We start from the raw sequence: 24945 nt of genomic DNA, 5'->3' as shown, positions 1-24945 counted from the left end.
CGCCAGCAGGTTGAATCGCTGATTTTTTATGCATGCTTAGTGCTAGCTATAATAGCGCTAACTACAGTCAGTTCAAAATAAAATTGAGATGTTAATAGCCAGTAATCGAGAACCTCATGAGTGATGTACCAAATAATATAGACAATGATATTTTGCAGGACCCTGATAATCAAAACGACGATAGTATTGATGTGACTCAACTACGAACACCTATAAAGGTAGATCTGTCCCCTATTTACGAATTCTTGGGTAGTCGAACCACACAAAGTTGGGTAGACGCTGCCATCACGAACTTGCCACTTATCATTCAAGACCATGCCAACTGCGAAAAAAAAGCAGCAGGGACTGCCATGAACTTGTTGTTTCGCTACGAGTTTTCTTATGATTTACAGCGTAAATTGGCACAGCTGATACGTGAGGAGATGCTGCACTACGAGCAAGTACTGGGTATTATGAATGAGCGTGGTCAAGACTGGATATATCTTAGTGCTGGCCGTTATGCTAAAGGTCTGTTAAAGCATAAACGTACCTATGAGCCAGCTGCTATGGTAGACGTATTGATCATTGGCGCATTTATAGAAGCGCGCTCTTGTGAGCGTTTTGCTGCTCTTGCTGAGGTCATTAACGATGAACGCTTGGCCAAATACTATCGTTATTTACTTAAATCAGAAAGCCGTCACTTCGAGGACTATCTGGCCCTCGCACAGTCATTATGTGATGACAATATCGATGAACGTGTGGCATTATTTAGAGACGTAGAAGCAGAGTTAATATCTAGTCCAGACACTGAGCTACGCTTTCATAGCGGTGTACCGATACCATAACGGAACGGCCTATAAAATATGGTCCTATAGATATAGCAAAAAGGTACTATTGCTGATCAAAGTTATCACTTGATTGGCGATAGTACCTTTTTACTTTGGTCTATTATTTACTTGCTTTACCTTTATAGCTTGTAAAAAAGACGCTATTTGTCATCTTCCATGAGTGGACTATCGTATTGCTTGGCATCTTTTGCAATATGGTGCGGATCATGATCCTCACTCTTTCGCTCAGCAGCAGCTGGATTCGCTTTTTGCAGCGCATCATCAGGTACGATACCTTTATTGTCGTCTGCATCTTTCAACTCGTAGTCTTTATTAACATCATTATCTTTGGGAGTACTCATTAGTCTTCCTTTTTATTATGAACATCTAAGTTATATCCAGACCACTATATGTAGCACTTGTAAATATAATCGATACCAAATAAAATCGATACGTTGTAACGTAATGCGCAACTGGTGTATCGTTTTTATAGCGAATTGACTATACAACGAATATTGCCAATTATCATTGCACTCATTGACAGTTTTTATCGAATTGAATTCTTTTCATCTGGATTTAAAGTACGAGATTGTGCATTGGCGATACTCGCATAGCGGTTTTCATCAGTGACCTCTTCGCTTTTAGGCGCTGTACTACCAACTGTTTCTTCATTAACGTTTTCATCAAATGCTGTACTGCCTTCTTGATCACGTCGATCAGGCTGGCGTGCTGGATTGTCACCATCATTTACATGCTCTGAGTGAACCACCTCTTCACCAAAGGTATCAGTCCCTTTATTGACTGAGGTAGTGGCCTCAATTTCATCACGACTGTCATGAAATTCTTTTTCGTTAGCCTTGGCTGATTCTTCTGACAATGGCTGATTGTTCATATTATCGCTGTCTAAATCATTACGCTCTACATCGTTATTACGTAAATCAGTATTAGCTGAATCATCATCTGTCATGAGTGTCTTTGTCAGTGCAGGATCTTTCGTTTCCATGAGTTTTTCCTTATATCTTTATTATAAATACATTAAATCGGTCAAACGATAATTGTAGGACTAACAATGATCTACGGATTATTCTTTTGACTTAAATCGTAAGCGTTTAGGTCACCAACGTTCTTGCCTCCTGGAGGTAAGTCTTCTTCTTTACGAGGATCGACATATACTTCATCTGTTTCCTGAGACGCTTGCTCTGGCCCATCTATATTTGGCTCATGCTTACGCCCTTCATAACTGTCTTTGGGATTCTCAGAACGTACGGTCGCAGGATCATTCATCGGCACCGCTTTTTCGTTGTTTGGATCAGTATTGTTTGGCATGAAATGTCCTTTATATTTACAATTTAAAAATATCCTTAAGATACCAAGCTTATAGCACTAATATGCTTATTCCTTTAAAACGTAGATTATTTGTCAGTACGTAGCTCATCTTCGATAAAAGGAGTCCGCTCTTCTTCACTCAGCTCTTCGGCAATATTAGAATGAGAGGTATTTTTTAAGTTGTTATCAATCTGTTGGCTATCTACCTGCTCTGCAGCTTGCTTAATATCTGAAACAGCTTTGCTCATGTCGCTCATAGTCAGCTCCTACTTTTATGATGAGATTATAAATTTTATTATTGGTATACGAAGTTATTGATTTATAAAGTTGTCTTTATTGTTCAGCATTACAATGATTATATGTCCCATATTAGTGATAGCACTAGTGTACTGCCGTATCAATGTGTGAATAAATGTGATATTAAAAGACAGTTTGTAACCTTCGTCAGTGGACGATTGATATAGTTTAACTATTTAATTATTCACATCTTATGTATATTTTATGCAATTTGGCAGAACTCACGACACGCGCTAACAAAATTTGCTACCATATATTTTTAAAAACCATATATCCTTAAAAAAGTGACTCATTATTTATTGTCTAGGTAATCAAATTATGGCCAAAAATGCCCTACAAGCTCAACTATTAAAAGCTGGCTTGGTTGATAGTAAAAAAGCTAAAAAATTGAGCAAACAGTCTCAACACGCCAAACGTACTGGTGACGCATCAAATATTGAGACTAAAAAAGCATTGGCAGAAGCTCAAGCAAAAAAGATAGAAAAAGATCAGAAGCTTAATCAAGAAAAACAGCAGATTTTAGAACAAAAAACGTTGCATGCTAATATCATTCAAATGATTAAACAGCATCAAATCAAAGAGACGGTCACGGGTACGGAAAATGACGTTAGCTATCAATTCGTTGATCAGTCCAAAATAAAAAAGATCCATGTCACCCAAAAACTGTATGACCAAATAGTGGCTGGTCATGTGGTCATTGCACGACTAGAAGAGGGATATGCGCTACTTCCCCGCCCGTTAGCAGATCGTATAGATGCCAAATTGGAAGGGTTTATCGTCGTGTCCAACGACAAGTCAGACACTGAGCAGGATGATGATGACCCTTATGCAGCCTATGTGATCCCAGATGATCTGATGTGGTAGGGATTGTTAGGTTTTTTCACCAACGTGATTGATGGTTTTTAATAAATGCTCTTGAGCAATGTGCTGTGGCTCGTCTGTTGCTGGCTGGACTTGCTTCCAGCGTCCCTTGCCGTCAAGCGTCCATGCTTGTACGTTGTCTTGTAGATAGCTTTGTAAGCCGTCTTGATAAATTTGAGAAAATATTTTTTTGTCTTCAATAGGGAACGCAACTTCGACCCGGTGGAATAAGTTGCGATCCATCCAGTCTGCACTGCCACAATACATCCGCTCATCACCCGCATTATAAAAATAGTAGATGCGGGTATGCTCTAAAAAGCGTCCGATGACTGAGCGCACCGTAATATTTTCAGACAGCCCTTGTACTTGCGGACGCAGACAACACATAGACCGTAAGATCAGCTCAATCTTAACCCCTGCTTGCGAGGCGTCGTATAACTTTCCTATCAAACGACGTTCGGTCAGAGCATTGGCTTTGACAATGATATGCGCACGCTTGCCTGCTTTGGCATGAGTGATTTCATCATCAATAAAGCTCATCAACTTTTCATGCAAAGTAAAAGGGGCATGTAACAGCTTTTTGAGATTGGCAGGTTTGCCCATCCCCGTCAGCTCCTGAAATATCTTGTGCACATCTTCTGAGATATCAGCGTCAGCGGTAAACAAACCGTAGTCCGTATAGACCTTGGCATTAGCGGCATGGTAGTTACCCGTCCCTAGATGCACATAACGACGGATTTTGTCCTCTTCACGGCGTATGATGAGCATCAGCTTGGCATGAGTTTTGTAACCGACGATACCGTAGACTACGACCGCCCCTGCTTCTTGCAAATAATTTGCAACCGCAATGTTAGATGCCTCATCAAAACGTGCCCGCAACTCGATAATGGCGGTCACTTCTTTACCGTTACGAGCAGCAGCTGCGAGCGCTTGTACGATTTCTGAATTGGTGCCTGAACGATACAAAGTCTGTTTAATCGCTAAGACTTTTGGATCGCTGGCAGCTTGCCACAATAGATTTACCACAGGCGAGAACGCATGAAAAGGATGATGCACTAGGACATCACTTTTACGCATGGCAGCGAACATACTCGTCGCCTTTTCAAGTTTGTCGGCCTCCCTACGAAAAGCCTTTGGCACGACATGGGTAAACGGCTGATAACGCAGCGCTGGAATATTAAAATCAAAGAGCAGACGCGTTAGGTTTACTGGTCCATTGACACGGTACAATTGATTGTCATGTAACTCAAATTCATTGAGCAAATAGTCACTGATGGGCGTTGGGCAATCGGTGGTGACTTCAAGCCGCACTTTGTCGCCAAAACGGCGGTTTTCAAGCTCACCCTCAAGCGCTTTGGCGATATCTTCGACATCATCTGCCAAGTCCAAATCTGCATTGCGCGTCAGTCGAAACTGATGACAGCCTGTCACATTCATCCCAGGGAATAGCTCACCAATATGCTCATGAATAATAGCTGAGAGCATGACATGATGCTCTTTGCCGCCAGTCAGCTCATCAGGCAGGCGAATGACACGCGGCAGACTACGCGGCGCAGGTACAATAGCCAGATTGATATCACGACCAAAAGCATCTTTGCCTTCTAATGTTGCGATAAAGTTTAGGCTCTTATTAACCAGTCGCGGAAACGGGTGGGCAGGATCGATGCTAATGGGCGTTAGTACTGGCGATACTTGCTCCGTAAAATAACGCTTCATCCAAGCCGATTGCTCTGCATTTAATTCATCACGTTTTAAATAGCGGATATCTTCTTTGGCAAGGGCTGGTAGGATGTCTTCATTAAGAATACGATACTGCTCATTGATAGCCTCGTGTGCAATGGCTGATATCTCATTGAGAACTTCACTTGGGCGCATGCCATGAGCGCTCGTTGAGACATCTCCGATATTGAGCTTTTGCATGATACCGGCAACACGAATCTCAAAAAACTCATCAATATTTGATGAAAAAATAATCAAGAAAAACAAGCGCTCAAGTAATGGATGTCGCGGGCTTGCCGCTTGTGCTAACACCCGTAGATGAAACTGTAATAAAGACAAGTCGCGATTGATATAACTACTGGGTGAGTAGCTGCCGTCTTCTGAGCGTTGCCAAGCTATTTGAGTAAGACTGTGATCTTGTGTTCGTTCAAGCTTATCGTTATTGTCGCGTTCTATAGTCACGTTTGATGCATGGTTGGCAGTGCTCATATCGCAGTCCTTTATAGTTATTTATGGTGGCTAAACCTTTATTCCAGTGCGCTTTGTCATTGCCAGCAAGCTTTGTCATTGATAGTCAGACTTTGCTTTTATTAAGCTATGCTGCTTGCGGCAAGACAGCATTTTTCATACGTTTTTTGATAATCCGCTGCTTGTTACGTAGACGTCTATCGCCTTGATTGTCTTCATAGTATTTGGGATTGGTCAACATACTGATGAGTAATGCTGACTCATCGCGATTCAGATTGGCAGCGGATTTATCAAAATAGTGCTGCGCTGCGGCCTCGATACCATAAATACCGTTACCAAACTCTGCCACGTTTAGGTACGCGGTCAAAATACGCTGCTTATCCCATAAGCTCTCTATCATAACAGTCACGACTGCCTCTTCGCCTTTACGAATATAGGAGCGATGCGAGGTCAAAAACAAGTTCTTTGCCAGTTGCTGACTGATCGTTGAGCCACCAGCGGACATCTTACCTGTCTCTTCATTTTTTTTGCGTGCCGCCTCTATACCTTTGAGATCAAAACCATTGTGCTGACTAAATGTCGAATCTTCACTGACAATCGCCGCTTGTTTGGCAGATTTGGCAATGTCATCATACTCTACCCAAGTTTGCGTCACTGCGCCGCCTGTGAGTCGATGGGTTAGCATAAACATACTGTTATTGACTGGCTGCGTTTTCCAAATCAATAGTAAACCTGCCACCAGTACATGGAACGCTACCACCAACAACATCAGCGCCAGTAATAATCGTTTAATAAACTTGCCAAAACTTGCCATGCGCAAAATATCCAAATAATGAGAAATAATAAAAGTTGTCAGCTATTGATTAGTAGCAAGCTATCTTACCTAATCTCACAATCGCTGTCATTACTTACCCTTTTTCTTTATTATGTGTTGATTGCTAAAACATATTATGGTTGATGATCACGTTTAGAATAAGTCGTTTGTGACAAGTATAAAGCTAAGCGAGTAATTAAGAGAGTAATTATGCATAACGATCGCCCTATACAGGTATTGCGTGCACGCGTTATTAATGCGGACCCAAGTCTTGACTGCGCTAAAAACTCTGATAACTGGTGGTTACTGGGTACTTCTGGCTGTCATCTATGTGATGTCGCTGAGCAATTGATAAAGCGTTTTCAGGCGGTACAACCTATTGAGTATCAGTATGTTGATATTGCAGATTTTCCTGAGGACTTGATGATGGAGTTTGCCACCAGCATTCCAGTAATTTTGACATCATCAAAACGATTAGACTATCCATTTTCAGTCATGGATTTGCAGCAGTTACTTACCTATAAATGATTTATTCCAATTAACAACACTAATAACTGTAACTTTATCATCAGATCTTATGGATGAGAGACCTATGAAAGATTTAAAAAAAGTAACAGAAGTCGAAGACTTGCGCCGAGTCGCTGAGCGTAAAGTACCGCGTATGTTTTATGATTATGTCGATTCAGGCTCATGGACGCAGACCACTTATCGCAACAATGAGAGCGACTTTGACCGTATTAAGCTGCGCCAACGAGTGCTGGTCAATATGGAAGGACGCTCGCTTGCAACCAATATGATAGGTACGCCGGCGTCGATGCCAGTAGCCATTGCCCCAACTGGGTTTACTGGCATGATGTGGGCGGATGGTGAGATTCATGCAGCGCGTGCAGCTGAAAAGTTTGGTGTGCCGTTCTCACTATCAACCATGAGTATTTGCTCTATCGAAGACGTCGCTGAAAATACCAGCGCGCCGTTTTGGTTTCAGCTCTATGTCATGCGCGATCAAGAATATGTGTCCAATCTCATTCAACGTGCCAAAGATGCCAATTGCTCAGCACTCATATTAACGGCTGATTTACAAGTGCTTGGTCAGCGCCATAAAGACATCAAAAACGGCTTATCTGCGCCGCCCAGACCTACTTTCGCCAATATCGTCAATCTCATGACCAAACCGCAATGGTGTATGAATATGCTGGGCACCAAACGTCATACTTTTGGCAATATCGTCGGTCATGCTAAAGGTGTGGACGATCTGTCGTCTCTAACCGCTTGGACAGAAGAGCAGTTTGATCCACGCTTAAGCTGGGATGATGTGGCGCGAATTAAAGACATGTGGGGCGGCAAGCTGATTATCAAAGGTATTATGGATCCTGAAGACGCTATCATGGCGGCTCGTAGCGGCGCGGATGCATTGGTGGTCTCAAACCATGGTGGCCGTCAATTAGACGGTGCGCCCTCTTCCATCGCTGCCTTAAGCGATATCGTCCAAGCGGTTCGTGCCGAAAACAGTAATATCGAGGTGTGGCTTGATAGCGGTATTCGTTCGGGCCAAGATGTATTAAAAGCTATATCACTGGGTGCAACAGGCACCATGATTGGGCGCGCATTCTTGTATGGCCTTGGTGCTTATGGTGAAGATGGAGTGCGCCGCGCCCTTGAGATCATCTATAAAGAATGTGATATCAGCATGGCATTCTGCGGTCATACTAATATTAATCAGGTGGCTGACGATATTTTAGTCAAAGGCACTTATGAGCAGCTCAAATCATCTCAGCCTTATATCTCACCGTTACGCTGGTAGCGCTTAGCTTCGTATACTCACCATTTTATTCATCATTTTTAATTGATACTTCGTTTTATGACCATACAGCAATTGTTAAAGACCGCGCCCGTTAGCACCTTATTATTAGTCAGTTTCATTGGACTGTTTATCGTGCAAGTGTTGACGGGTGTTGATGCCAATAATCCCTCGACGCAAGCGCTGCTAAACTGGGGTGCCAATGCGTTGCCATTAACCATGGTTGATGATCCGTGGCGGCTGGTAAGTAGTGCGTTTTTGCACATTGGCCTCATGCATTTACTGTTTAATGGATTTGCTATGTACTTTTTTGGTCAAGTTGCAGAGCCGATGTTTGGCTCAGCCAGATTTTTGGCGTTATTTTTGCTGTCGGCCATCGGTGGTAATTTGCTAAACAATTACGTGACGTGGCAAGGTATTTTGGATGGTACAGGACAACCGGGTCTATCAGCTGGGGCCTCTGGTGGTATCATGGGTATCGGCGCTGCACTCTTGATAGCCGCGCTATTTAAAATATCTGTTAACGGTATGGTTCTCAATTTAAGAAGCCTAGTATTTATTATGGGTATTAATCTTGTGTATGGTTTTGCGGTACCGGGTATTGATAACGCCGGTCATATTGGTGGGGCTATTACTGGACTGCTTATCGCCTTTGGATTTGCGCTTGCTCATCGTCAACGTATGACTTCATCAATGGCACCGATGACCTACTCTCATACTTATGACGTGCCTGAGTATGGCGATACTCAGGATACAAATACTGTCTATCCTGCTACCGCTGATCCTATAAATACTACTATCAACCATGAACCATCTGGCAGCTACTCTATCTCGCTAGAAACTCCTACTAAACCTGCGCTGATATGGCAGCTACTTCCATGGCTTATAATGCTACTTATTAGCGCAGGTTTTATCTGGTGGTGGCAAGATATTCATCAGCAAATATTACAAGTACTAAAAACCATTGAGTAAACTGTCATACTTATTTATTATTGCTAGATAGCTCACAAAAGCAGCAGATTAATATAGTTTGCCCTACTCGCTTTTTTCTATCCGATCATTTTCACTCACTAACGAGATTCCATTATGTTCAAAATTGCAGCACTTTCTAATAACACTAAGCAAGTTCTGTTTAGTACTTTAACAGCGACTGCATTACTTAGTGTGGCTAGCTTGACCAGTGCGGCTCCTTTTAAGAATCTACCTGCCGACCAAGACGCTGAACTAAGCGTTGGGGTCAATGTCATGGCGGTAAACTCAGCTTATGACTTAGACGACAATACCGAAGTACGTGTATTGCCAGGCGTTTTTTATGATAACAATAAGATTTATGCACGCGGTGCTCAAGCTGGTGCGTATATCATCAATGATGGGACCAACCAGCTATCAGCTTATGCGCAGCTGGCAGGTATGGAGTTTGATCCTGATGACGCCAATGGTGCGCTTCAAGGTCTCGATAAACGTAAAGCTTCAGCCGCTGCGGGTCTCACTTATTTACGCCGTACACCTATCGGTGGCTTGCGTGGGCAAATCGCCACTGACGTCTTAGATCGTAGTGATGGTACATTTGGCCGCTTAACTTACCTTGCCAAATATAGCAAAGACAAGCTGACGGTCTATCCAAGTATCGGTATTGAGTGGAATAACGAAGACTATAATGAATATTATTATGGTGTCAGCGATGAAGAATCAGCACGTACTGGGGTTGACTCATACTCACCTGATTCAAGCTTTAACCCCTACATCAACATCAGTGCCAACTATGACTTTAATGAGCGCTGGGCAGGCTTTGCCAATCAGAGCTTAAGCTATCTATCGGATGAGCAATACGACAGCCCGATGGTTGACTCGCGCACTGAGTCTCGTACGACGCTTGGTTTGCTTTATAAGTTTTAGAATTTTGGAAATGTGATAGAAAAAGCCGAGCATTTTGCTTGGCTTTTTTATTGTGCTAATTCGTTGATATGAGACACTAGCCTATATAGTTCGTACAAAATAAAAGTGTCATGTACTTTATCTGAATGCGAGGTTGATAGAAATTTACTTGCTTGCTGTGACTACGCAAACAGAGGCTGCGAAGATATCTATCAACCTCGCCGTAACATCCTTAGAGTAAATTAACTATAAGATAAACTCTAGATTTGATTTTATATAAAGGATTGCACCATTATGTTCCACGCTACCCTTTGGATGATTGGAGCACTCACCTCATTTTGTTTAATGGCTATTGGTGCTCGTGAGCTTAATAGTGAAATCGGTGTTTTTCAGATTTTATTCTTCCGAAGTATCGTCGGCCTATTGGTACTATTGCCAATCGTACTGCTGTTGAAGAAGGCGCGTTTCTCATTTCCCACACGTATCAAACTACACCTAGTAAGGAACCTATTTCATTTCGCGGGACAATACGGTTGGTTCTTAGGCATAGGACTACTGCCCCTAGCTACCGTTTTTGCTATTGAATTCACTGTCCCTTTTTGGACGATAATCATCTCGTATTTCTTCTTAAAAGAATCTATCACGGTAAAAAAAGTTATTGCCGTACTATTAGGCATTCTTGGGATAATAGTCATCGTTCAACCTAGCTTAGATGTTGCTCACTATGCGTCACTAATCGTGTTGAGTGCAGCCATCTGTTATGCCTTTTCTCATGTGGCCACAAAATCGTTATCTAATACGGATAGCCCAATCACGATTATTTTTATGATGTGTTTTATACAAGCGCCTTTGGGACTGCTGTTATTTCTCGACGGGTGGACGACGCCAGTAGGTATTCAGTGGCCATGGCTAATAATTATAGGTGTAACGGCGCTATCGGCACATTATTGTATGACTAGAGCTATGCAATACGCAGAGGTCACATTCGTCGTGACTATGGATTTATTTAGGTTACCCCTAATTTCAATCGTTGGCGTGCTTTTATATTCTGAAAGTTTTAGCGTTGCCTTATTGATAGGCATTTTGCTTATTGTCGCTGGTAATTCGTTAAATATCTATTCTAGAAGAATAGATAAAGACAAAATTCCTCATTAATATATTAGACCATAACATCTTAAAATTAACCCTTGAAATTATATAGCCTACCTTTATATATATAGTAGGTTAGATACACAGTAAACAATCAATGATAAGGAGACTGTTATGAGTAAACTTGTTACACGCAATTCAATCTTTGACAACTTCTTTGATGAGATGGCACCTAGCTTTGTGATGCGTCCGCTGCATGGTGAAGCGCTCCCTAATGCTAGCCAAATCAAGATTGATGTTAGTGAAAAAGATGATGCGTTCCATGTAAACGCTGAGATACCTGGCGTTGCCAAAGAAGATATCGACCTGTCTATTACCGGAGATATCGTTTCTATCAGCGCTGAGATTGCGCAGCACGACGAGCAAAAAGACGGCGACAAGATACTACGCAGCGAGCGCTACTTTGGCTCAGTATCGCGTAGCTTCCAATTGCCATCCAAAGTAAAGGTTGATGCAGCAGAAGCCTCTTATGAAAACGGCATATTAGAACTGGTACTACCAAAAGAGACCAGCTCAGAGCGCAAAAAGCTTGAAATTAAATAAAGCCAGATAAGCTTTAATAAGAAAGCTAGTTAAATTCAAAAGGCACATGATGATTCATGTGCCTTTTTTTATAAAAACGAGACTTTGTAATTTAGCTTTTGTCGTAAATGTATCAAGCTGCCGCAACTAGCCTTTAAGCTTAACGATAGAGGCGACATCACAGCCTTTATAGAGTATCTCGCTCTTAGCGTTTTGGATATTGGCCGAGGACTTATGATAATTATTTAAACGTAAAGGTCCTGTCATGATACTAAAGTTTTCTTCGTCACCAAACACCGTACCGACATTGTCAGAACGACCTAAGTTAATTGGTAAAAATCTTTTTTTGCCATTTAGATTGGCCTCTGCAAAGGTCGGTAGATACTGCTTGTTAAAACCATAAGTTACGCTGACTTTCTTATTGTTTTGACAAGTGTAGTTGACTTGTCTGTGCTTGATAGCCGTATCATAGCTTTCGCTTGGCTCCATCACATTGTCTGAGTATGCTATCGCTGAACCTGACCCTAACGCCACCATCATAATAGCGGCCGACGATACTGCTGCGGTTAAATTTTTCATAATAGACCTCAATTAAATGATTAGAATGCTTATAGACAGATAACTGTAAGCAGGGATTATAGATTATATAAGCGAGCTGTTTTAGTTGTTCTAATTAGCTTACGCCTACAGTCTTTATTGTTATTGAACGATTTAAAGTCAAAAACTGCTATTTATTCGTACTGTTTATATGACTATATTAACCAAAATTTTAGTTTGGGTTGTTATAACTATGGGTGCGCTTGTTAACCAAGGGTAAGACATTGTTTCGCATGGTGTAGGTACTTCAATTAATAGACAAAAAAAGTCCTTGCACACCCATTTATAAAGGATGGCAAGGTCTTTTTTATTCAAATACTTTCTTTTGTTCAAATACACTCGGTGGGTTACGCTATTACTAACTCAACCTACTAACTGAATGTTCAACAGACCCTAAGCTTTGCTTTTCAAATACTCTAACATAGTGTCTGCATCTGATACTTCAAAGGGGTCGATTGGGCAGTTATCGCCAAAATCAGGTTCCTTAAACACTTTTTTAATGGCTTTATTGTCGACGAGCATCGAATAACGCCATGATCGCATACCAAAGCCAAGATTACTCTTATCAACAAGCATACCCATTTTACGAGTGAACTCACCATTACCATCAGGCAGCAAGAATACGTTTTCGCGGTTTTGCTTGAGACCCCATTGGTACATGACAAAAGCATCATTGACAGAAATGCAAACTATTTCATCTACACCTAACCCCTTAAACTCATCATAAAGCTCTTCATAACGAGGTAGATGGCTGGTCGAACACGTTGGCGTAAAGGCACCTGGTAGTGAGAACACAACCACTTTTTTATTGGCAAATAACTCATCTGTGGTTAGGTCATACCATGTGAAGGGATTGTCTCCTCCGATAGATTCATCACGAACACGAGTTTTAAAAGTCACATCAGGTACATGGGTAATCATTATTTACTCCGATTTAGGTTATTGTCTTTTTATTTATCCAGATAAACTTTACATTAAGAAGGATGTACCATATCTTCTGGCGTGACCCACTCATCAAACTGTGCTTCGGTCATTAAATCGAGTTCAACCGCCACTTGCTTCAAAGTTTTGTTTTCTTTATAAGCTGTCTTCGCGATTTTTGCCGCATTTTCATAACCAACATGACGGTTCAATGCGGTAACCAGCATCAATGAGTTGTGCAAAAAGTCATCGATTTTCTCTTTGACTGGTTCGATGCCAACGGCGCAATTATCGTTAAAGCTGTTGCACGCATCACCCAATAGTTGGATAGATTGCAACAAGTTAAAAGCGATAACAGGCTTATAAACGTTGAGCTCAAAGTTACCTGACGCGCCAGCCATACTGATAGTCGTGTCGTTACCCATCACTTGAGCAACAACCATCGTCATCGCTTCTGACTGTGTTGGGTTGACTTTACCCGGCATGATAGAGGAACCTGGCTCGTTCTCAGGAATGGTTAATTCGCCTAGACCACAGCGCGGGCCTGATGCCAACCAACGTACATCGTTAGCGATTTTGTTCAAGCTACCTGCTAGGGTTTTGAGTGCGCCTGAAGCAAATACTTCGGCATCACGAGCCGCTAGCGCTTCAAATTTATTTGGTGAAGTGACGAACGGTAGGCCAGTCAAGGTTGATAATTGCTCAGCAGCTTTTACTGCATAATCAGGATGGGCATTCAGACCGGTACCAACCGCTGTACCGCCTAGTGGCAATTCATATAGACCCTGTAGCGCATTGTCGATACGCGTTAATGCATGGTCAAGTTGGCTGACATAGCCGCTAAACTCTTGACCTAGGGTCAAAGGTGTGGCGTCTTGTAAATGCGTACGACCAATTTTGACGATGCTATCAAACTCTTTGGCTTTAGCATCTAGCGTATCGCGTAGTGCTTTTACCGCTGGGATAAGCAAGCTGTTGATTTGACGAGCAGCCGCCACACGAATCGCCGTTGGGAAGCTGTCGTTGGTAGACTGTGCATGGTTGACATGATCATTTGGGTGAATCGGTGCGTAGCTGCCACGCTCAGAACCAGCGATTTCATTGGCACGGTTGGCGAGTACTTCGTTCATGTTCATGTTTGACTGCGTACCAGAACCCGTCTGCCATACCACCAATGGGAACTGATCCGTTAGACCACCGTTGATAATCTCGTCAGCGGCTTGCACGATTAGGTCGCGCTTATCACCTTCGATACGCTCAAGACCTGCATTGGTAATCGCAGCGGCTTTTTTGACTAAAGCCATCGCTTCAATCATCGGACGCGGCAAGGTCTCGCCACCGATTTTGAAGTTCTCACGGCTACGCTGAGTTTGCGCGCCCCAATAAGCCTCACTTGGCACTTCCACGTTGCCCATGGTATCTTTTTCGGTACGAGTTGCCTGATTCTGTGTCGACATAACTACCCTCTTTGATGGTTTGTTGTATAGCTGCTTCGAAAAAAGTGCAAAATACGCTGCACATAAAGGAGAATACGTTTTAAAGTGCCGTTATGATAGCATGACTTAAGACAAATTTCTCCAAGTCCATAAGTCTAACTGGCGTCTAAAAGTATCAACTACCATCAAATCAATACATTACCGGATAGTATATTTATGCATCCTAAATCCAAAAATATTGAATCGAAACAGTCTAAACCTAGCAATCCACCGAGACGGCAATTTACCCGCCAGCGTCGCCAGTTAACAGATGGCGAGCGCAGACAATACGCGCGCTTGGCAAGCTTGCACTTAGTCAAGTTGCAACAGCGCTTGCCTCCGCGTGCGCGTATTGGCTTATATTATAGTGGCTTTGGAGAGTTGCCGACTCAGCCACTACTCTCTTGGTGCGAGCGCTTAGGCTATCTACCTTATTTGCCAGTCGTTGGTTCGTTTGGTCGTGATGCTACAGGCAATATTGATAAACACCTGCGCTTTGTACCGATTTATCATTCTAAACTGGTAAACGTGCCGACAAGGATTCACAGCTTAGGTATGAAACAAAACCATCATCGCAGGCTACTTTGGGAGCGCGAATTAGACATCATTATCTGTCCGTTAGTGGCAGTTGATAAAAGTGGTAATCGTATGGGCATGGGCGGCGGCTTTTACGATACCACCCTTGGCAACAGCTACCGCTCAGGCTCAAAAAGACCTTTAAAAATCGGCTGGTGCTATGATTTTCAAGTAGTAGAACAGCTCGAGCGACAACCTTGGGATGTGCCGTTAGATGGCTTGATAACGCCAAGCGGTATAAGGTGGTTTAGTAATAATGCAAAAGCTAATGATAGCGTTGGGGAAAAAACATCTAGCGCTGATACGGTTGATACGTACTTAAAAGAATTAGGGAGTGATGACGCTAGGGAAATACTGTACTACAGTCAAGAACAGGTGTTTAGCGGTGATGAGTTGGCAAGGGTCATTAATGAGGCGCGTTTGAATGAGTTACTAGCGCAAAGTGATGAGTTTTTGCGAGGCTTAAATAGTGAAATTAAGGATTTTGATGATGAGTATTAAAAAATGTGCCGTTTAAACAATGAATGAAAATGCTAAAAGGTGAGCATGATTGCTATCTATACTCACCTTTTATTATTAATAGATTATTTAAGAGGACGCTCTACTAACACTGTTTTTGCTATTTCTGTCCCGATTTTCGCAATCAAAGCATCCCTTTCTTCAAACGAGGCATCGGTCTCTGTAATGTATAAAGCCGCGACAATAGGTTTGCGACCTGGAGGCCACATGACCGCCGTAATCGCACGTGATCCATAGCCGCCAGCACCTGTTCTGTCTGCTATGATCCAATCACTTGGAACCCCTTTACGAAAAAGCGCATCACCTACCTCATTAGCTTTTAGCCAAGATTGCAATTTTTGCCGAGACTCTGTAGACAATGCCTTTCCAAGCACTAACTTTTCAAGTGTCGCGATCATTGCTATTGGTGTGGTGGTATCTCTTTTATCCTTAGGTTTTGCTTCATTCAGTTCGGTTTCCCAGCGATCAAGTCGCGTTTTATCATCACCAATGGAACGCAAAAACTGAGTGAGAGACTGAGGTCCGCCGATGGCTTGCAAAATAAAATTAGCCGCTGAATTGTCACTGGTTGACAGCGTTGCCTGACACAACGCTTCAAGAGACATACCTTTCTTGCCTACCTGATTTTCTGTGACAGGAGAGTACGTAACCAGATTGCTTTTAGAGAACCTTACGATTCTATCTATTTTTTCTTGGCCCATATCAACGTTATGAAGGACATTAGCACAAGCGAGAGTTTTAAAGGTACTACTCAAAGGAAAACGTTCATCAGCTTTATACTCCCAGCGTTGTTCGGTCTCTAAATCGTGCACAGCTAGACCGATACGAGCATCTAATTCATTTTCAGCATTTTTGATAGCATCAATCAATGAGTCTGCTGCACTGCTAGGTAATGATAGTGTAAGACAAAAAATAGCGAGCAGTGTGCTAAAAATTTTAGTCTTGCTTTGACGTAAGTACATGATGATTAGAAATTCCGTTTTAGTCTATTTTTTGTATATGGTTTTCTATACATAGCACAATTTACCTGAGGCTGTGAGACATTCAACCAAGCAGCCTTACATTCTTTTTGAAGTATCTAAACTATGTACATAATGTGAAAAAAATTCGCCTACAATACCATCGCTGCAATCCAACCAAAGACCAACAACGGAATGTTGTAATGCAAAAAGGTCGGTACCACACTGTCTTTGATATGGTCATGCTGCCCATCGATGTTTAGACCAGACGTTGGCCCCAATGTCGAATCTGACGCAGGCGAACCCGCATCGCCAAGCGCGCCGGCCGTACCGATAATCGCAACCGTTGCCAAAGGCGAAAACCCTAGAGAGATACACAGCGGTACATAAATCGCGGCAATAATCGGAATAGTCGAAAATGACGAGCCGATACCCATCGTGACCACCAAGCCTATCCCCAGCATGACCAAAGCGGCAATGGCTTTGTTGCCAGCAAAAAGGTTAGTCGCGCCATCAATGAGCGGCGCAATCTCTCCTGTTGCTTTCATGACTTCGGCAAAACCCTGCGCGGTAATCATAATAAAGCCAATCATCGCCATCAGTTTGATACCATCATTAAACACCGTATCGGCATCACGCCACTTGACCACGCCTGTCGCCATAAAGACCCCAAAGCCAAACATTGAACCGAGCAACAGCGAGTCCGTATACAATTGCACCACAAAAGCAGTCACAATAGCAACCAGGGCGACCAGCGTCTTTAACTTACTTTGCGCCTTGGCACCAGCGGTTGTCTTACTGAGCTCATCATCTTTTAACCCTTCACTTTGGATAGCGGTATCGCGAGCTTCTTTATCGATAGCGACCTGTTGATACTGACGCGGCTTACGGTAGCTGATAAAGACTGCTGTCAACAAACCGATGAACATACCTAACGCGGGTATCGCCATTGCTTGAATCACAGAAATGTTAGCGATATCAATACCTGCTTCACCGACGTTTTTTAGCATGATTTGATTAAGGTAAATATCACCAAAACCATAGGGGATAAACATATAGGTGGTGACCAAACCAAAGGTCAGCAAACAAGCAATCAGGCGTCGATCAATTTGCATGCGGTTAAAAGCGAGTAATAACGGCGGCACGAGCAACGGAATAAAGGCGATGTGTATAGGAATTAAGTTTTGACTAAAGCAGCTTATGACGATTAAGCCTGCAAACAGCATATACTTAATCATGCCACCAGTGCCCGCCGCGTCAATGCGTTTGATAACTGTCCCTGCTAGTGACTGCGGCAAACCAGAATGAGCTATCGCTACCGCAAAAGCACCCAGTAGCGCATAGGATAGAGCGATTTGTGCGCCATTACGGATGCCTTCTTGAAAGGCCTCTAAAGTATCGGTAATGCCAAGACCTGCGATGAGTCCGCCTGCCAGTGCTCCGATTAATAAACTTAGCACCACATGCACGCGCGCGAGTGACAGACCAAGCATAATGACTACTGCCAATAATACTGCGTTAATTGCCATGTATTACCCCTTTTGCTCTTTGCTTTAGCCTGATAAAGACTGGTTAATGTCTTAAAACCTACAAATTTATATAACTTATAAATAACACTCTAGTACCTCAAACGCTCTACTTTAGACAGTACAGTTTTAGACGGGCGTCAGTTTACCTGATTTTACAAGTAAAACCTATTCTGATAATGAAGTAGATATTCACTAAAGGAGAAATAAGTAAGCGGTATTATCTGTGTTTAAGTAAGAGAATTTGCCTTAGTTTTACATGGTTATTGATGTCTTGATTTTATTTAGCATTGACTATAGTAAGGCCTTGCAATTTTTTATGGGGACTCCATTTATCTAAACATGAACCACGAACTTGACTTTACAAGTCTGGTTAACGAGGAAAAATATATGAGTGAACATAATATTGATAAAGACAACATCGACATCGATGTATCATCTGCTATTGACCATGATAACGAAACAGATAACTCATCTGTAGATGAGTTGAGCGCGTCATCTGACGTTGTCAAAGACGATAGTGCTGAGGACGACTATTTGCCACTTCTGGCCCTTAGAGATGTGGTGGTCTATCCGCACATGCAAATCGCCCTATTCGTCGGTCGTGCACCATCCGTGCAAGCGGTTGAGCTGGCGCAAGCTGAATATGGTAATAAAGTATTGGTCGTAGCACAAAAAGACTCATTGACCGAAGATATCGATCAGGACAACTTGTACCAATACGGTACGGTGTGTCGCATCGTCAGCACCATGCCACATGATAGCGACGAGGATTGCATTAAAGTCCTTATCGAAGGTCAATATCGTGCGCGTGTCGATACCATCCAAAGTCATGACCATGTCTTGATGGCAAGCTTTGAGCGCGCTGATCTTGATGTACAAATGGATGAGAGCCAACAAAAAAATACCATTCAAGCTTTAACCAGCTTGTTTGAAAGCTACGCTGATGCACGCTTACGTAATGCTCGTGAGCTTACTCGTGTCGCAAAGCGCATTGATGATTTGCTTGAGTTGGTCTATTTTATCTCAACTCGGGTATCGATGGATCTTGATGTCAAGCAGTCGTTTTTAGAAAATGATGACATCAAAGCTCACATCAATACCTTGACTGAATATTTGGTTAAGCAAAGTGCCGAGCAGAATATCGAACAAGATATTCAAGATGCGGTACGTCAGCAAATGGAAGACAATCAGCGCGAGTACTTCTTAAACGAAAAAATGAAAGCCATCAAAAACGAGCTGTCTGATATGAATGACGGCGCGTTCGATGGCGATGATGATGTCGCTGAACTTGAAAAGCGTCTAGAAGATGCTGACTTACCCGATGATGTCCGTAAGAAGGCGGAGCAAGAGTTTAAAAAGCTTAAGATGATGCCGCCTGCATCGAGTGAGTCATCGGTCGTACGCAACTATATCGAATGGATTTTGGACACGCCATGGAATGCGACCACCAAAGTTTCTATCAATCTAGAAAAAGCTAAGACCACGCTTGATGAAGACCACTATGGCTTGCAAGATGTGAAAGATCGCATTCTAGAATACTTAGCGGTCCAATCGCGTGTGAAAAAATTGCGCGGTCCGATTCTTTGTCTCGTGGGTCCGCCTGGTGTGGGTAAAACCTCATTGGGTGAATCGATTGCGCGAGCAACTGGTCGTAAGTTTGTGCGTATGGCACTTGGTGGCGTCCGTGATGAAGCTGAAATCCGTGGTCATCGCCGTACTTATATCGGTGCAATGCCAGGTAAAATCGTCCAGTCTTTAGCCAAAGTAGAGGTGAAAAACCCGCTATTTTTGCTAGATGAAGTCGATAAAATGGCACAAGACTTCCGTGGTGATCCAGCATCAGCGCTATTAGAAGTGTTAGATCCGTCGCAGAATGACAAGTTTAACGACCATTATCTAGATATGGACTTAGACTTATCACAAGTGATGTTTATCTGTACTGCTAACAGCATGGATATCCCGCCTGCCCTTCTTGACCGGATGGAAGTTATCCGTTTGCCAGGTTATACCGAAGAAGAAAAGGTCAATATCGCGCAAAAATATCTTGTACCAAAAGCGATCAAGCAAAATGGGCTCAAAGAAGGCGAGATTGAAATCGTAGAAGCGGCGTTGCACAGTATCGTACGTAGCTATACACGTGAAGCAGGTGTGCGTAACCTTGAGCGTGAAGTTAATAAAATCTGCCGTAAAGTCGTACGCGGTTCGGTTGAGAACCATGGCGCACGCGCACCGAAAAAAGATGAGCGTCAACTGGTCGTAGTCGATGATAAAAACATCGATGACTATTTAGGTGTCCATCAATACGATTATGGATTGGCCGAAAAAGACCCTGAAATTGGTCGTATTACTGGTCTTGCTTGGACACAAGTCGGTGGTGAGTTATTAACCATCGAAGCGGTAGCCATGAAAGGCAAAGGTGAGCTTAGCTTCACTGGCTCACTAGGTGATGTGATGAAAGAGTCGATTCGCGCTGCTATGAGTGTCGTTCGTGCTCGCGGTGATAGCTTAGGTATTGACTATGAGACTGTCAAAACCACTGACGTTCATGTACATATGCCAGAGGGTGCGACACCAAAAGATGGTCCATCTGCTGGTGGTGCGTTAACGACCGCCCTAGTCTCTGCCTTAACTGGTATTGCCATTCGTCCAGATATTGCGATGACAGGTGAGATTACACTGCGCGGTAAAATCTTGCGCATTGGTGGTCTTAAAGAAAAGCTGCTCGCAGCCCATCGCGGCGGTATCAAGCACGTATTGATTCCAGCGAGTAACGAGCGCGACTTGGCTGATATCCCTGATAACGTCAAAGAAGGCTTAACCATTCAGCCTGTAGCGACAATTGATGAGATATTAAAGGTCGCTCTGGTCAGTATGCCAACGCCACTAAAACCTGCAAAAGTGACCGTTGATAAAACGGCAGGTAAAGCGCTGCACAATTAAGCTGTAAAGTTATAAATAGTCAATAAATGCAAAAAGACCGTAATATCAATTACGGTCTTTTTTTATGTTTCTTTTCTACTTAGCTAAGCCTACTTATTCTCTTTGATACTACTGTAATGACCGTAGCTTATATTTTTTATTCTTACTTCATGTTCTCATTTTTCAAACCCATACGTTATTTACATTTATTAACCGATTGTTGCGCTTATGGTGAATAACTATGACGAATGTTTGTCTATACTGACTGTGATGTCTGTAAGTAGTACAGAGCGAACAGTACAGAACAAACCTATATAGATAGTAGGCTTAACTATCAATAAAAACGTTCAATAACCGAATAAAATGGAGAAAACAATGAAAAAGACGATGCTTGCAAGTGTTTTATTATGTGGTTCAGCGTTAGCAATGACAGGTTGCCAAACAGTACAAGATCAGCTCCAAACAGGTAATCCGTTTAGTCAACCTGCTCTAAAATCAACGATTAAAACGGTTGATGGTAATAAGGAAGTTGGTCAAGTGTTCTTGCGCCCTGTTGATGGCGGTGTACAGGTTTACGGTAAGCTTATGAATATGACACCAGGTAAAACAGTAGCGCTACATATTCACGAAACTGGTAGCTGCGCTGATATGGGTAAAGCAGCAGGTGGTCACTTTAATCCTGATAACTTCCCCCACTCTAACCCAGATGATATGAACGGTCATGCAGGTGACTTGCCTAACTTAACAGCCAACGAAGATGGTGTTGCCACTATCAACTATGTGAACAAGCAAATTTCAGCAGCTCAAACAGGTAAATACAGTGTCAATCGCCGTGCCTTTATCGTTCATGCTGGCGCTGATGACTATACCAGTCAACCAGCAGGTAACGCTGGCGACCGTATCGCTTGCGGTATCATCGAAAAGAAATAATAACGTTTAGCTTAACTCTTATCAACAATAAAAAACCTCTTAGGATGCTAAGAGGTTTTTTTATAGCTTAAAATTATTTATAGTAAAGGTAAAAGAAGCTTATTCTTCTACCCATTCGCCTTTGCGCCAGTACACACCCCAACGCGTGGCTTTGCCGTTTTTCTCAGAGCCGATATACTGCTCTTTTTTCTTACGTGACCAGCGCAAAATCGTTGGATTACCATCAGGATCCTCATCTGGTCCTTCAAACAGGTACTGAAACTTGTCTTCCATTTTGTCTTTGACTGCGCGTAGCTCAGCAAGCTTTGGCGCACGCGTCTCGCGTACTTTTGGGAACTTAGATGCTGCTAAGAACATCCCAGCCGCCCCCTCACGCAAAATGAAATAATCATCATGCTTGGTCGATTTGAGCTCCGGCATATGAATTGGGTCCATACGCGGCGGTGCCGCTTCTCCCGTTTTGAGCACTTTACGCGTGTTATCACATTTTTGACAAGCAAAGTAAGGACCAAAACGTCCCGTCTTTAATTCCATCTGCCCATCACACTTATTACAGTCGATGGTTGGCGCATCTGAGCCCGGTACTTCAAACTTACCTTCTTCTAGGATATAGCCGTCGCAATCAGGATTATTGCCGCAGATATGTAGCTTGAGACCGCCATCGACGATATAACCGTTCATGGCTGTACCACACTTCGGGCAGCGCTTTTTTTCCATCAAATCTTTGACTTCGGCCGCTTCATCGTCACCTTCGGCATCATCAAGATTAGCAAAAGCTTCGACTGGCATTAAGTTTTTTGTACCTTTACAGCGCTCCTTAGGGGGTAAGTTGTAGCCAGTACAACCTAAGAACACACCCGTTGAGCCCGTGCGCAGTTGCATCGGACGATCGCAAATATCACAGTGTACATCTGGCACATCCGTCGGATCATTAGGACGCATACCATCTTTATCTTTGGCATGTTCAAGTTTGGTCTTAAAGTCACCATAGAAGTTGTCTAACACATCTTTCCAGTCTTGATCGCCTTCTGCGACATGGTCAAGCTTATCTTCTAATGCTGCGGTAAAGGTATAATCCATCAAGTCTGGGAAGCTTGCTGTCAATCTGTCGGTGACGATATCACCCATCTTTTCGGCAAATAAACGTTTGTTTTCTAATTTGACGTAACCGCGATCTTGAATGGTTGAGATAATTGAGGCATAAGTCGATGGACGTCCGATACCTTTTTTCTCAAGCTCTTTAACGAGACTTGCTTCAGTATAACGCGGTGGTGGCTTAGTAAAATGTTGGCTTGGATCAAGCTTATCTAAGGTGAGCTGATCGCCTTTTTTGACATCGGGTAACAAAGTATCGTCAGTTTTAGCTGGTGGCATCACTTTAGTATAACCATCAAAGGTCATGGTGCGGCCACGAGCTTTTAACTCGACATCACTGGCACCAACGAATAGGTTTACCGACAAATATTTTGCTGGCGGCATCTGACAAGCGACAAACTGACGCCAAATCAGCTCATACAAACGTATGGCATCGCGCTCCACACCTTTTAGCTGAGTAGATTTCATGTTGACGTTAGAGGGACGAACCGCCTCATGCGCTTCTTGTGCACCCTGTTTGTTACCATAAAAGTTTGGCTTTTCTGGTACATACTTTGCGCCATAGTTGTCTTCGATATAGCCACGTGCAGCAGCTAATGCGTCACCAGACAAGAAGGTCGAATCCGTACGCATGTAGGTGATATGACCCGCTTCGTATAAACGCTGGGCCAAAATCATGGTCTTTTTAACTGAAAACCCTAAGCGGGTGCTAGCAGCTTGCTGCAAGGTCGAGGTAATAAACGGCGCACTTGGACGTGATTGTGTTGGCTTTTCTTCACGCTCTTTTACGATAAAGTCGCTTGATTTTAATACCTCTAAGACTTTGTCAGTCTGCTCTTTATTGACAAGCTTAAGCGTCTTACCACCTTGCTTGGTCGCCTCTAAGCGCAAAGCAGTTTGCTCAGCGTCTGTAGGTTTTTTGGCAGTACTATTGGTAACGTGAGTATCAGCATGAATTTGCCAATATTCTTCTGGTATAAAAGCGCGAATTTCGTGCTCGCGCTCAACGACCAAGCGCATAGCAACCGACTGCACGCGTCCTGCAGACAGGCCACGAGCGACCTTTTGCCATAGCAGCGGCGACACCATAAAGCCGACGACCCGATCTAAAAAGCGCCGCGCCTGCTGGGCGTTGACGCGATCGATATCAAGCTTCGATGGTTCTTTAAACGCATTTTGAATAGCGGACTTGGTAATTTCATTAAAGACCACACGTTGATACTTATTATCAGGGCCACCGATGACTTCTTTTAGATGCCAAGCGATTGCTTCCCCTTCTCTATCCATATCCGTTGCCAAATAGATTTTATCGGCGTCTTTGGCCAGAGCTTTCAGCTCTTTGATAACTTTAGTCTTGTTCGGTAGTACTTCATAGACTGCTGCCCAGTCGTGCTCTGGATCGACACCCATACGGCGTACTAGAGCTTGCTGCGCCTTTTCTTCTTTGCTTAGCGTTTCATCTTTTTTGGCCGTCGTAGCTTTTTTGGCACTCTTACTGGCACTGACAGGCAGATCACGGACATGACCAATACTTGAGCGAACAATAAAACTATCGCCAAGATATTTATTGATGGTTTTGGCCTTGGCTGGTGATTCGACAATAACTAAAGACTTACCTTTCGGTTTATCAGCAGCAGTTGCCTTCTTTTTAGTTGTAGTTTTTGCCATATGTGACGACACCATAATATAAGTAGATTAAAAGTAAGGATAAATTCAGCAGCATGGCAATTTTATTGACTAATGATAATAGTTCAGCGTTTTATTGTAGTAATAGCTGCCATTAAAAATGT

At 43.0% G+C, this 24945-nt stretch carries 23 protein-coding genes; 11 read left to right on the top strand and 12 right to left on the bottom strand.

Annotation, left to right across the window (positions count from 1 at the left end):
- The first annotated feature begins 116 nt into the window (after window positions 1-116).
- Complete coding sequence (locus ACTXGH_RS01870; protein ID WP_439295909.1) at window positions 117-824, top strand: MiaE family protein; 708 nt, start codon at window positions 117-119, stop codon at window positions 822-824.
- Between the two features lie 143 nt (window positions 825-967).
- Here ACTXGH_RS01870 and ACTXGH_RS01865 read toward each other — a convergent pair whose 3' ends face one another.
- The 4 genes from ACTXGH_RS01865 to ACTXGH_RS01850 form a co-directional block, all read right to left on the bottom strand.
- Window positions 968-1168: a hypothetical protein gene (locus ACTXGH_RS01865; protein WP_439261650.1), complete on the bottom strand. Its 201-nt coding sequence runs from the start codon at window positions 1166-1168 to the stop codon at window positions 968-970.
- A 185-nt stretch (window positions 1169-1353) separates the two neighbouring features.
- A complete protein-coding gene (locus tag ACTXGH_RS01860; protein ID WP_439261651.1) occupies window positions 1354-1809 on the bottom strand; it encodes a hypothetical protein in 456 nt (151 codons plus the stop codon).
- Between the two features lie 71 nt (window positions 1810-1880).
- A complete protein-coding gene (locus ACTXGH_RS01855; protein WP_439295910.1) occupies window positions 1881-2132 on the bottom strand; it encodes a hypothetical protein in 252 nt (83 codons plus the stop codon).
- Between the two features lie 86 nt (window positions 2133-2218).
- The gene (locus ACTXGH_RS01850) at window positions 2219-2389 is read right to left on the bottom strand and encodes a hypothetical protein (RefSeq protein WP_439295911.1); all 171 of its coding nucleotides are present in this window, start codon (window positions 2387-2389) and stop codon (window positions 2219-2221) included.
- Between the two features lie 358 nt (window positions 2390-2747).
- On the opposite strand from ACTXGH_RS01850, the gene ACTXGH_RS01845 reads away from it, so the two are divergent.
- Complete coding sequence (locus ACTXGH_RS01845; RefSeq protein ID WP_439295912.1) at window positions 2748-3293, top strand: DUF2058 domain-containing protein; 546 nt, start codon at window positions 2748-2750, stop codon at window positions 3291-3293.
- A 6-nt stretch (window positions 3294-3299) separates the two neighbouring features.
- Here the strand turns inward: ACTXGH_RS01845 and ppk1 are convergent, their stop codons facing one another.
- Window positions 3300-5498: a polyphosphate kinase 1 gene (ppk1, locus tag ACTXGH_RS01840; RefSeq protein WP_439295913.1), complete on the bottom strand. Its 2199-nt coding sequence runs from the start codon at window positions 5496-5498 to the stop codon at window positions 3300-3302.
- Between the two features lie 106 nt (window positions 5499-5604).
- The gene (gene mtgA / locus ACTXGH_RS01835) at window positions 5605-6291 is read right to left on the bottom strand and encodes a monofunctional biosynthetic peptidoglycan transglycosylase (protein ID WP_439261656.1); all 687 of its coding nucleotides are present in this window, start codon (window positions 6289-6291) and stop codon (window positions 5605-5607) included.
- A 210-nt stretch (window positions 6292-6501) separates the two neighbouring features.
- Between mtgA and ACTXGH_RS01830 the strand changes: the two genes are divergently transcribed.
- From ACTXGH_RS01830 to ACTXGH_RS01805, 6 genes are all read left to right on the top strand, one after another.
- Window positions 6502-6819 carry a glutaredoxin family protein gene (locus tag ACTXGH_RS01830; RefSeq protein ID WP_439261657.1) on the top strand — a complete coding sequence of 106 codons (318 nt, stop codon included), beginning with the start codon at window positions 6502-6504 and terminating at the stop codon, window positions 6817-6819.
- Between the two features lie 64 nt (window positions 6820-6883).
- Window positions 6884-8092: an alpha-hydroxy acid oxidase gene (locus ACTXGH_RS01825; RefSeq protein WP_439295914.1), complete on the top strand. Its 1209-nt coding sequence runs from the start codon at window positions 6884-6886 to the stop codon at window positions 8090-8092.
- A 57-nt stretch (window positions 8093-8149) separates the two neighbouring features.
- Window positions 8150-9061 carry a rhomboid family intramembrane serine protease gene (locus ACTXGH_RS01820; RefSeq protein ID WP_439261659.1) on the top strand — a complete coding sequence of 304 codons (912 nt, stop codon included), beginning with the start codon at window positions 8150-8152 and terminating at the stop codon, window positions 9059-9061.
- A 114-nt stretch (window positions 9062-9175) separates the two neighbouring features.
- Complete coding sequence (locus ACTXGH_RS01815) at window positions 9176-9985, top strand: MipA/OmpV family protein (protein ID WP_439261660.1); 810 nt, start codon at window positions 9176-9178, stop codon at window positions 9983-9985.
- Window positions 9986-10258: 273 nt separating this feature from the next.
- On the top strand, window positions 10259-11119 hold the full coding sequence (locus tag ACTXGH_RS01810) for a DMT family transporter (RefSeq protein ID WP_439295915.1): 861 nt from the start codon (window positions 10259-10261) through the stop codon (window positions 11117-11119).
- A gap of 108 nt (window positions 11120-11227) precedes the next feature.
- Entirely contained in the window at window positions 11228-11656 is a 429-nt protein-coding gene (locus tag ACTXGH_RS01805) for an Hsp20/alpha crystallin family protein (protein ID WP_439261662.1), read from the top strand.
- A gap of 126 nt (window positions 11657-11782) precedes the next feature.
- Here ACTXGH_RS01805 and ACTXGH_RS01800 read toward each other — a convergent pair whose 3' ends face one another.
- The 3 genes from ACTXGH_RS01800 to fumC all read right to left on the bottom strand — a co-directional run bounded on the left by ACTXGH_RS01800 (window position 11783) and on the right by fumC (window position 14610).
- Window positions 11783-12214 (bottom strand): ACP-like domain-containing protein, encoded by a 432-nt coding sequence (locus ACTXGH_RS01800; RefSeq protein ID WP_439295916.1) that lies wholly within the window; start codon window positions 12212-12214, stop codon window positions 11783-11785.
- A 411-nt stretch (window positions 12215-12625) separates the two neighbouring features.
- Window positions 12626-13153 (bottom strand): peroxiredoxin, encoded by a 528-nt coding sequence (locus tag ACTXGH_RS01795; RefSeq protein ID WP_439295917.1) that lies wholly within the window; start codon window positions 13151-13153, stop codon window positions 12626-12628.
- A 53-nt stretch (window positions 13154-13206) separates the two neighbouring features.
- Complete coding sequence (fumC, locus tag ACTXGH_RS01790; protein WP_439261664.1) at window positions 13207-14610, bottom strand: class II fumarate hydratase; 1404 nt, start codon at window positions 14608-14610, stop codon at window positions 13207-13209.
- Window positions 14611-14805: 195 nt separating this feature from the next.
- Between fumC and ACTXGH_RS01785 the strand changes: the two genes are divergently transcribed.
- A complete protein-coding gene (locus ACTXGH_RS01785; RefSeq protein ID WP_439295918.1) occupies window positions 14806-15705 on the top strand; it encodes a 5-formyltetrahydrofolate cyclo-ligase in 900 nt (299 codons plus the stop codon).
- A gap of 83 nt (window positions 15706-15788) precedes the next feature.
- Here ACTXGH_RS01785 and bla read toward each other — a convergent pair whose 3' ends face one another.
- Together bla and ACTXGH_RS01775 are read right to left on the bottom strand one after the other, a co-directional pair.
- The gene (gene bla, locus ACTXGH_RS01780; protein WP_439261666.1) at window positions 15789-16685 is read right to left on the bottom strand and encodes a class A beta-lactamase; all 897 of its coding nucleotides are present in this window, start codon (window positions 16683-16685) and stop codon (window positions 15789-15791) included.
- 149 nt (window positions 16686-16834) lie between these two features.
- Window positions 16835-18211, bottom strand: coding sequence for a Na+/H+ antiporter family protein (locus tag ACTXGH_RS01775; protein ID WP_439295919.1), 1377 nt, complete (start codon window positions 18209-18211; stop codon window positions 16835-16837).
- Window positions 18212-18694: 483 nt separating this feature from the next.
- Here ACTXGH_RS01775 and lon point away from each other — a divergent pair, with 483 nt between their 5' ends.
- Window positions 18695-21151: an endopeptidase La gene (gene lon, locus ACTXGH_RS01770; RefSeq protein WP_439295942.1), complete on the top strand. Its 2457-nt coding sequence runs from the start codon at window positions 18695-18697 to the stop codon at window positions 21149-21151.
- Between the two features lie 354 nt (window positions 21152-21505).
- Entirely contained in the window at window positions 21506-22060 is a 555-nt protein-coding gene (locus ACTXGH_RS01765) for a superoxide dismutase family protein (protein WP_439261668.1), read from the top strand.
- Between the two features lie 99 nt (window positions 22061-22159).
- Here the strand turns inward: ACTXGH_RS01765 and topA are convergent, their stop codons facing one another.
- Window positions 22160-24823: a type I DNA topoisomerase gene (gene topA, locus ACTXGH_RS01760; RefSeq protein ID WP_439261669.1), complete on the bottom strand. Its 2664-nt coding sequence runs from the start codon at window positions 24821-24823 to the stop codon at window positions 22160-22162.
- Window positions 24824-24945 lie beyond the last annotated feature (122 nt).

The organism is Psychrobacter sp. 1Y10 (assembly GCF_052259005.1).
GTDB classification, from domain to species: Bacteria; Pseudomonadota; Gammaproteobacteria; order Pseudomonadales; family Moraxellaceae; genus Psychrobacter; species Psychrobacter saeujeotis.
Note: the sequence above shows the minus strand (reverse complement) of the source record. Positions and strands in the feature narration are given on the sequence as shown.

What these genes read in the sequence shown, in the direction of transcription:
- ACTXGH_RS01850 (WP_439295911.1), bottom strand. Translation starts at nt 2,389, where the DNA reads ATGAGCGACATGAGCAAAGCTGTTTCAGATATTAAGCAAGCTGCAGAG.
- ACTXGH_RS01845 (WP_439295912.1), top strand. Translation starts at nt 2,748, where the DNA reads ATGGCCAAAAATGCCCTACAAGCTCAACTATTAAAAGCTGGCTTGGTT.
- ACTXGH_RS01865 (WP_439261650.1), bottom strand. Translation starts at nt 1,168, where the DNA reads ATGAGTACTCCCAAAGATAATGATGTTAATAAAGACTACGAGTTGAAA.
- ACTXGH_RS01815 (WP_439261660.1), top strand. Translation starts at nt 9,176, where the DNA reads ATGTTCAAAATTGCAGCACTTTCTAATAACACTAAGCAAGTTCTGTTT.
- topA (WP_439261669.1), bottom strand. Translation starts at nt 24,823, where the DNA reads ATGGCAAAAACTACAACTAAAAAGAAGGCAACTGCTGCTGATAAACCG.
- ACTXGH_RS01825 (WP_439295914.1), top strand. Translation starts at nt 6,884, where the DNA reads ATGAAAGATTTAAAAAAAGTAACAGAAGTCGAAGACTTGCGCCGAGTC.
- ACTXGH_RS01830 (WP_439261657.1), top strand. Translation starts at nt 6,502, where the DNA reads ATGCATAACGATCGCCCTATACAGGTATTGCGTGCACGCGTTATTAAT.
- ACTXGH_RS01785 (WP_439295918.1), top strand. Translation starts at nt 14,806, where the DNA reads ATGCATCCTAAATCCAAAAATATTGAATCGAAACAGTCTAAACCTAGC.
- ACTXGH_RS01860 (WP_439261651.1), bottom strand. Translation starts at nt 1,809, where the DNA reads ATGGAAACGAAAGATCCTGCACTGACAAAGACACTCATGACAGATGAT.
- ACTXGH_RS01870 (WP_439295909.1), top strand. Translation starts at nt 117, where the DNA reads ATGAGTGATGTACCAAATAATATAGACAATGATATTTTGCAGGACCCT.
- ACTXGH_RS01795 (WP_439295917.1), bottom strand. Translation starts at nt 13,153, where the DNA reads ATGATTACCCATGTACCTGATGTGACTTTTAAAACTCGTGTTCGTGAT.
- ppk1 (WP_439295913.1), bottom strand. Translation starts at nt 5,498, where the DNA reads ATGAGCACTGCCAACCATGCATCAAACGTGACTATAGAACGCGACAAT.
- ACTXGH_RS01855 (WP_439295910.1), bottom strand. Translation starts at nt 2,132, where the DNA reads ATGCCAAACAATACTGATCCAAACAACGAAAAAGCGGTGCCGATGAAT.
- ACTXGH_RS01805 (WP_439261662.1), top strand. Translation starts at nt 11,228, where the DNA reads ATGAGTAAACTTGTTACACGCAATTCAATCTTTGACAACTTCTTTGAT.
- bla (WP_439261666.1), bottom strand. Translation starts at nt 16,685, where the DNA reads ATGTACTTACGTCAAAGCAAGACTAAAATTTTTAGCACACTGCTCGCT.
- ACTXGH_RS01810 (WP_439295915.1), top strand. Translation starts at nt 10,259, where the DNA reads ATGTTCCACGCTACCCTTTGGATGATTGGAGCACTCACCTCATTTTGT.
- fumC (WP_439261664.1), bottom strand. Translation starts at nt 14,610, where the DNA reads ATGTCGACACAGAATCAGGCAACTCGTACCGAAAAAGATACCATGGGC.
- mtgA (WP_439261656.1), bottom strand. Translation starts at nt 6,291, where the DNA reads ATGGCAAGTTTTGGCAAGTTTATTAAACGATTATTACTGGCGCTGATG.
- ACTXGH_RS01765 (WP_439261668.1), top strand. Translation starts at nt 21,506, where the DNA reads ATGAAAAAGACGATGCTTGCAAGTGTTTTATTATGTGGTTCAGCGTTA.
- ACTXGH_RS01775 (WP_439295919.1), bottom strand. Translation starts at nt 18,211, where the DNA reads ATGGCAATTAACGCAGTATTATTGGCAGTAGTCATTATGCTTGGTCTG.
- ACTXGH_RS01800 (WP_439295916.1), bottom strand. Translation starts at nt 12,214, where the DNA reads ATGAAAAATTTAACCGCAGCAGTATCGTCGGCCGCTATTATGATGGTG.
- ACTXGH_RS01820 (WP_439261659.1), top strand. Translation starts at nt 8,150, where the DNA reads ATGACCATACAGCAATTGTTAAAGACCGCGCCCGTTAGCACCTTATTA.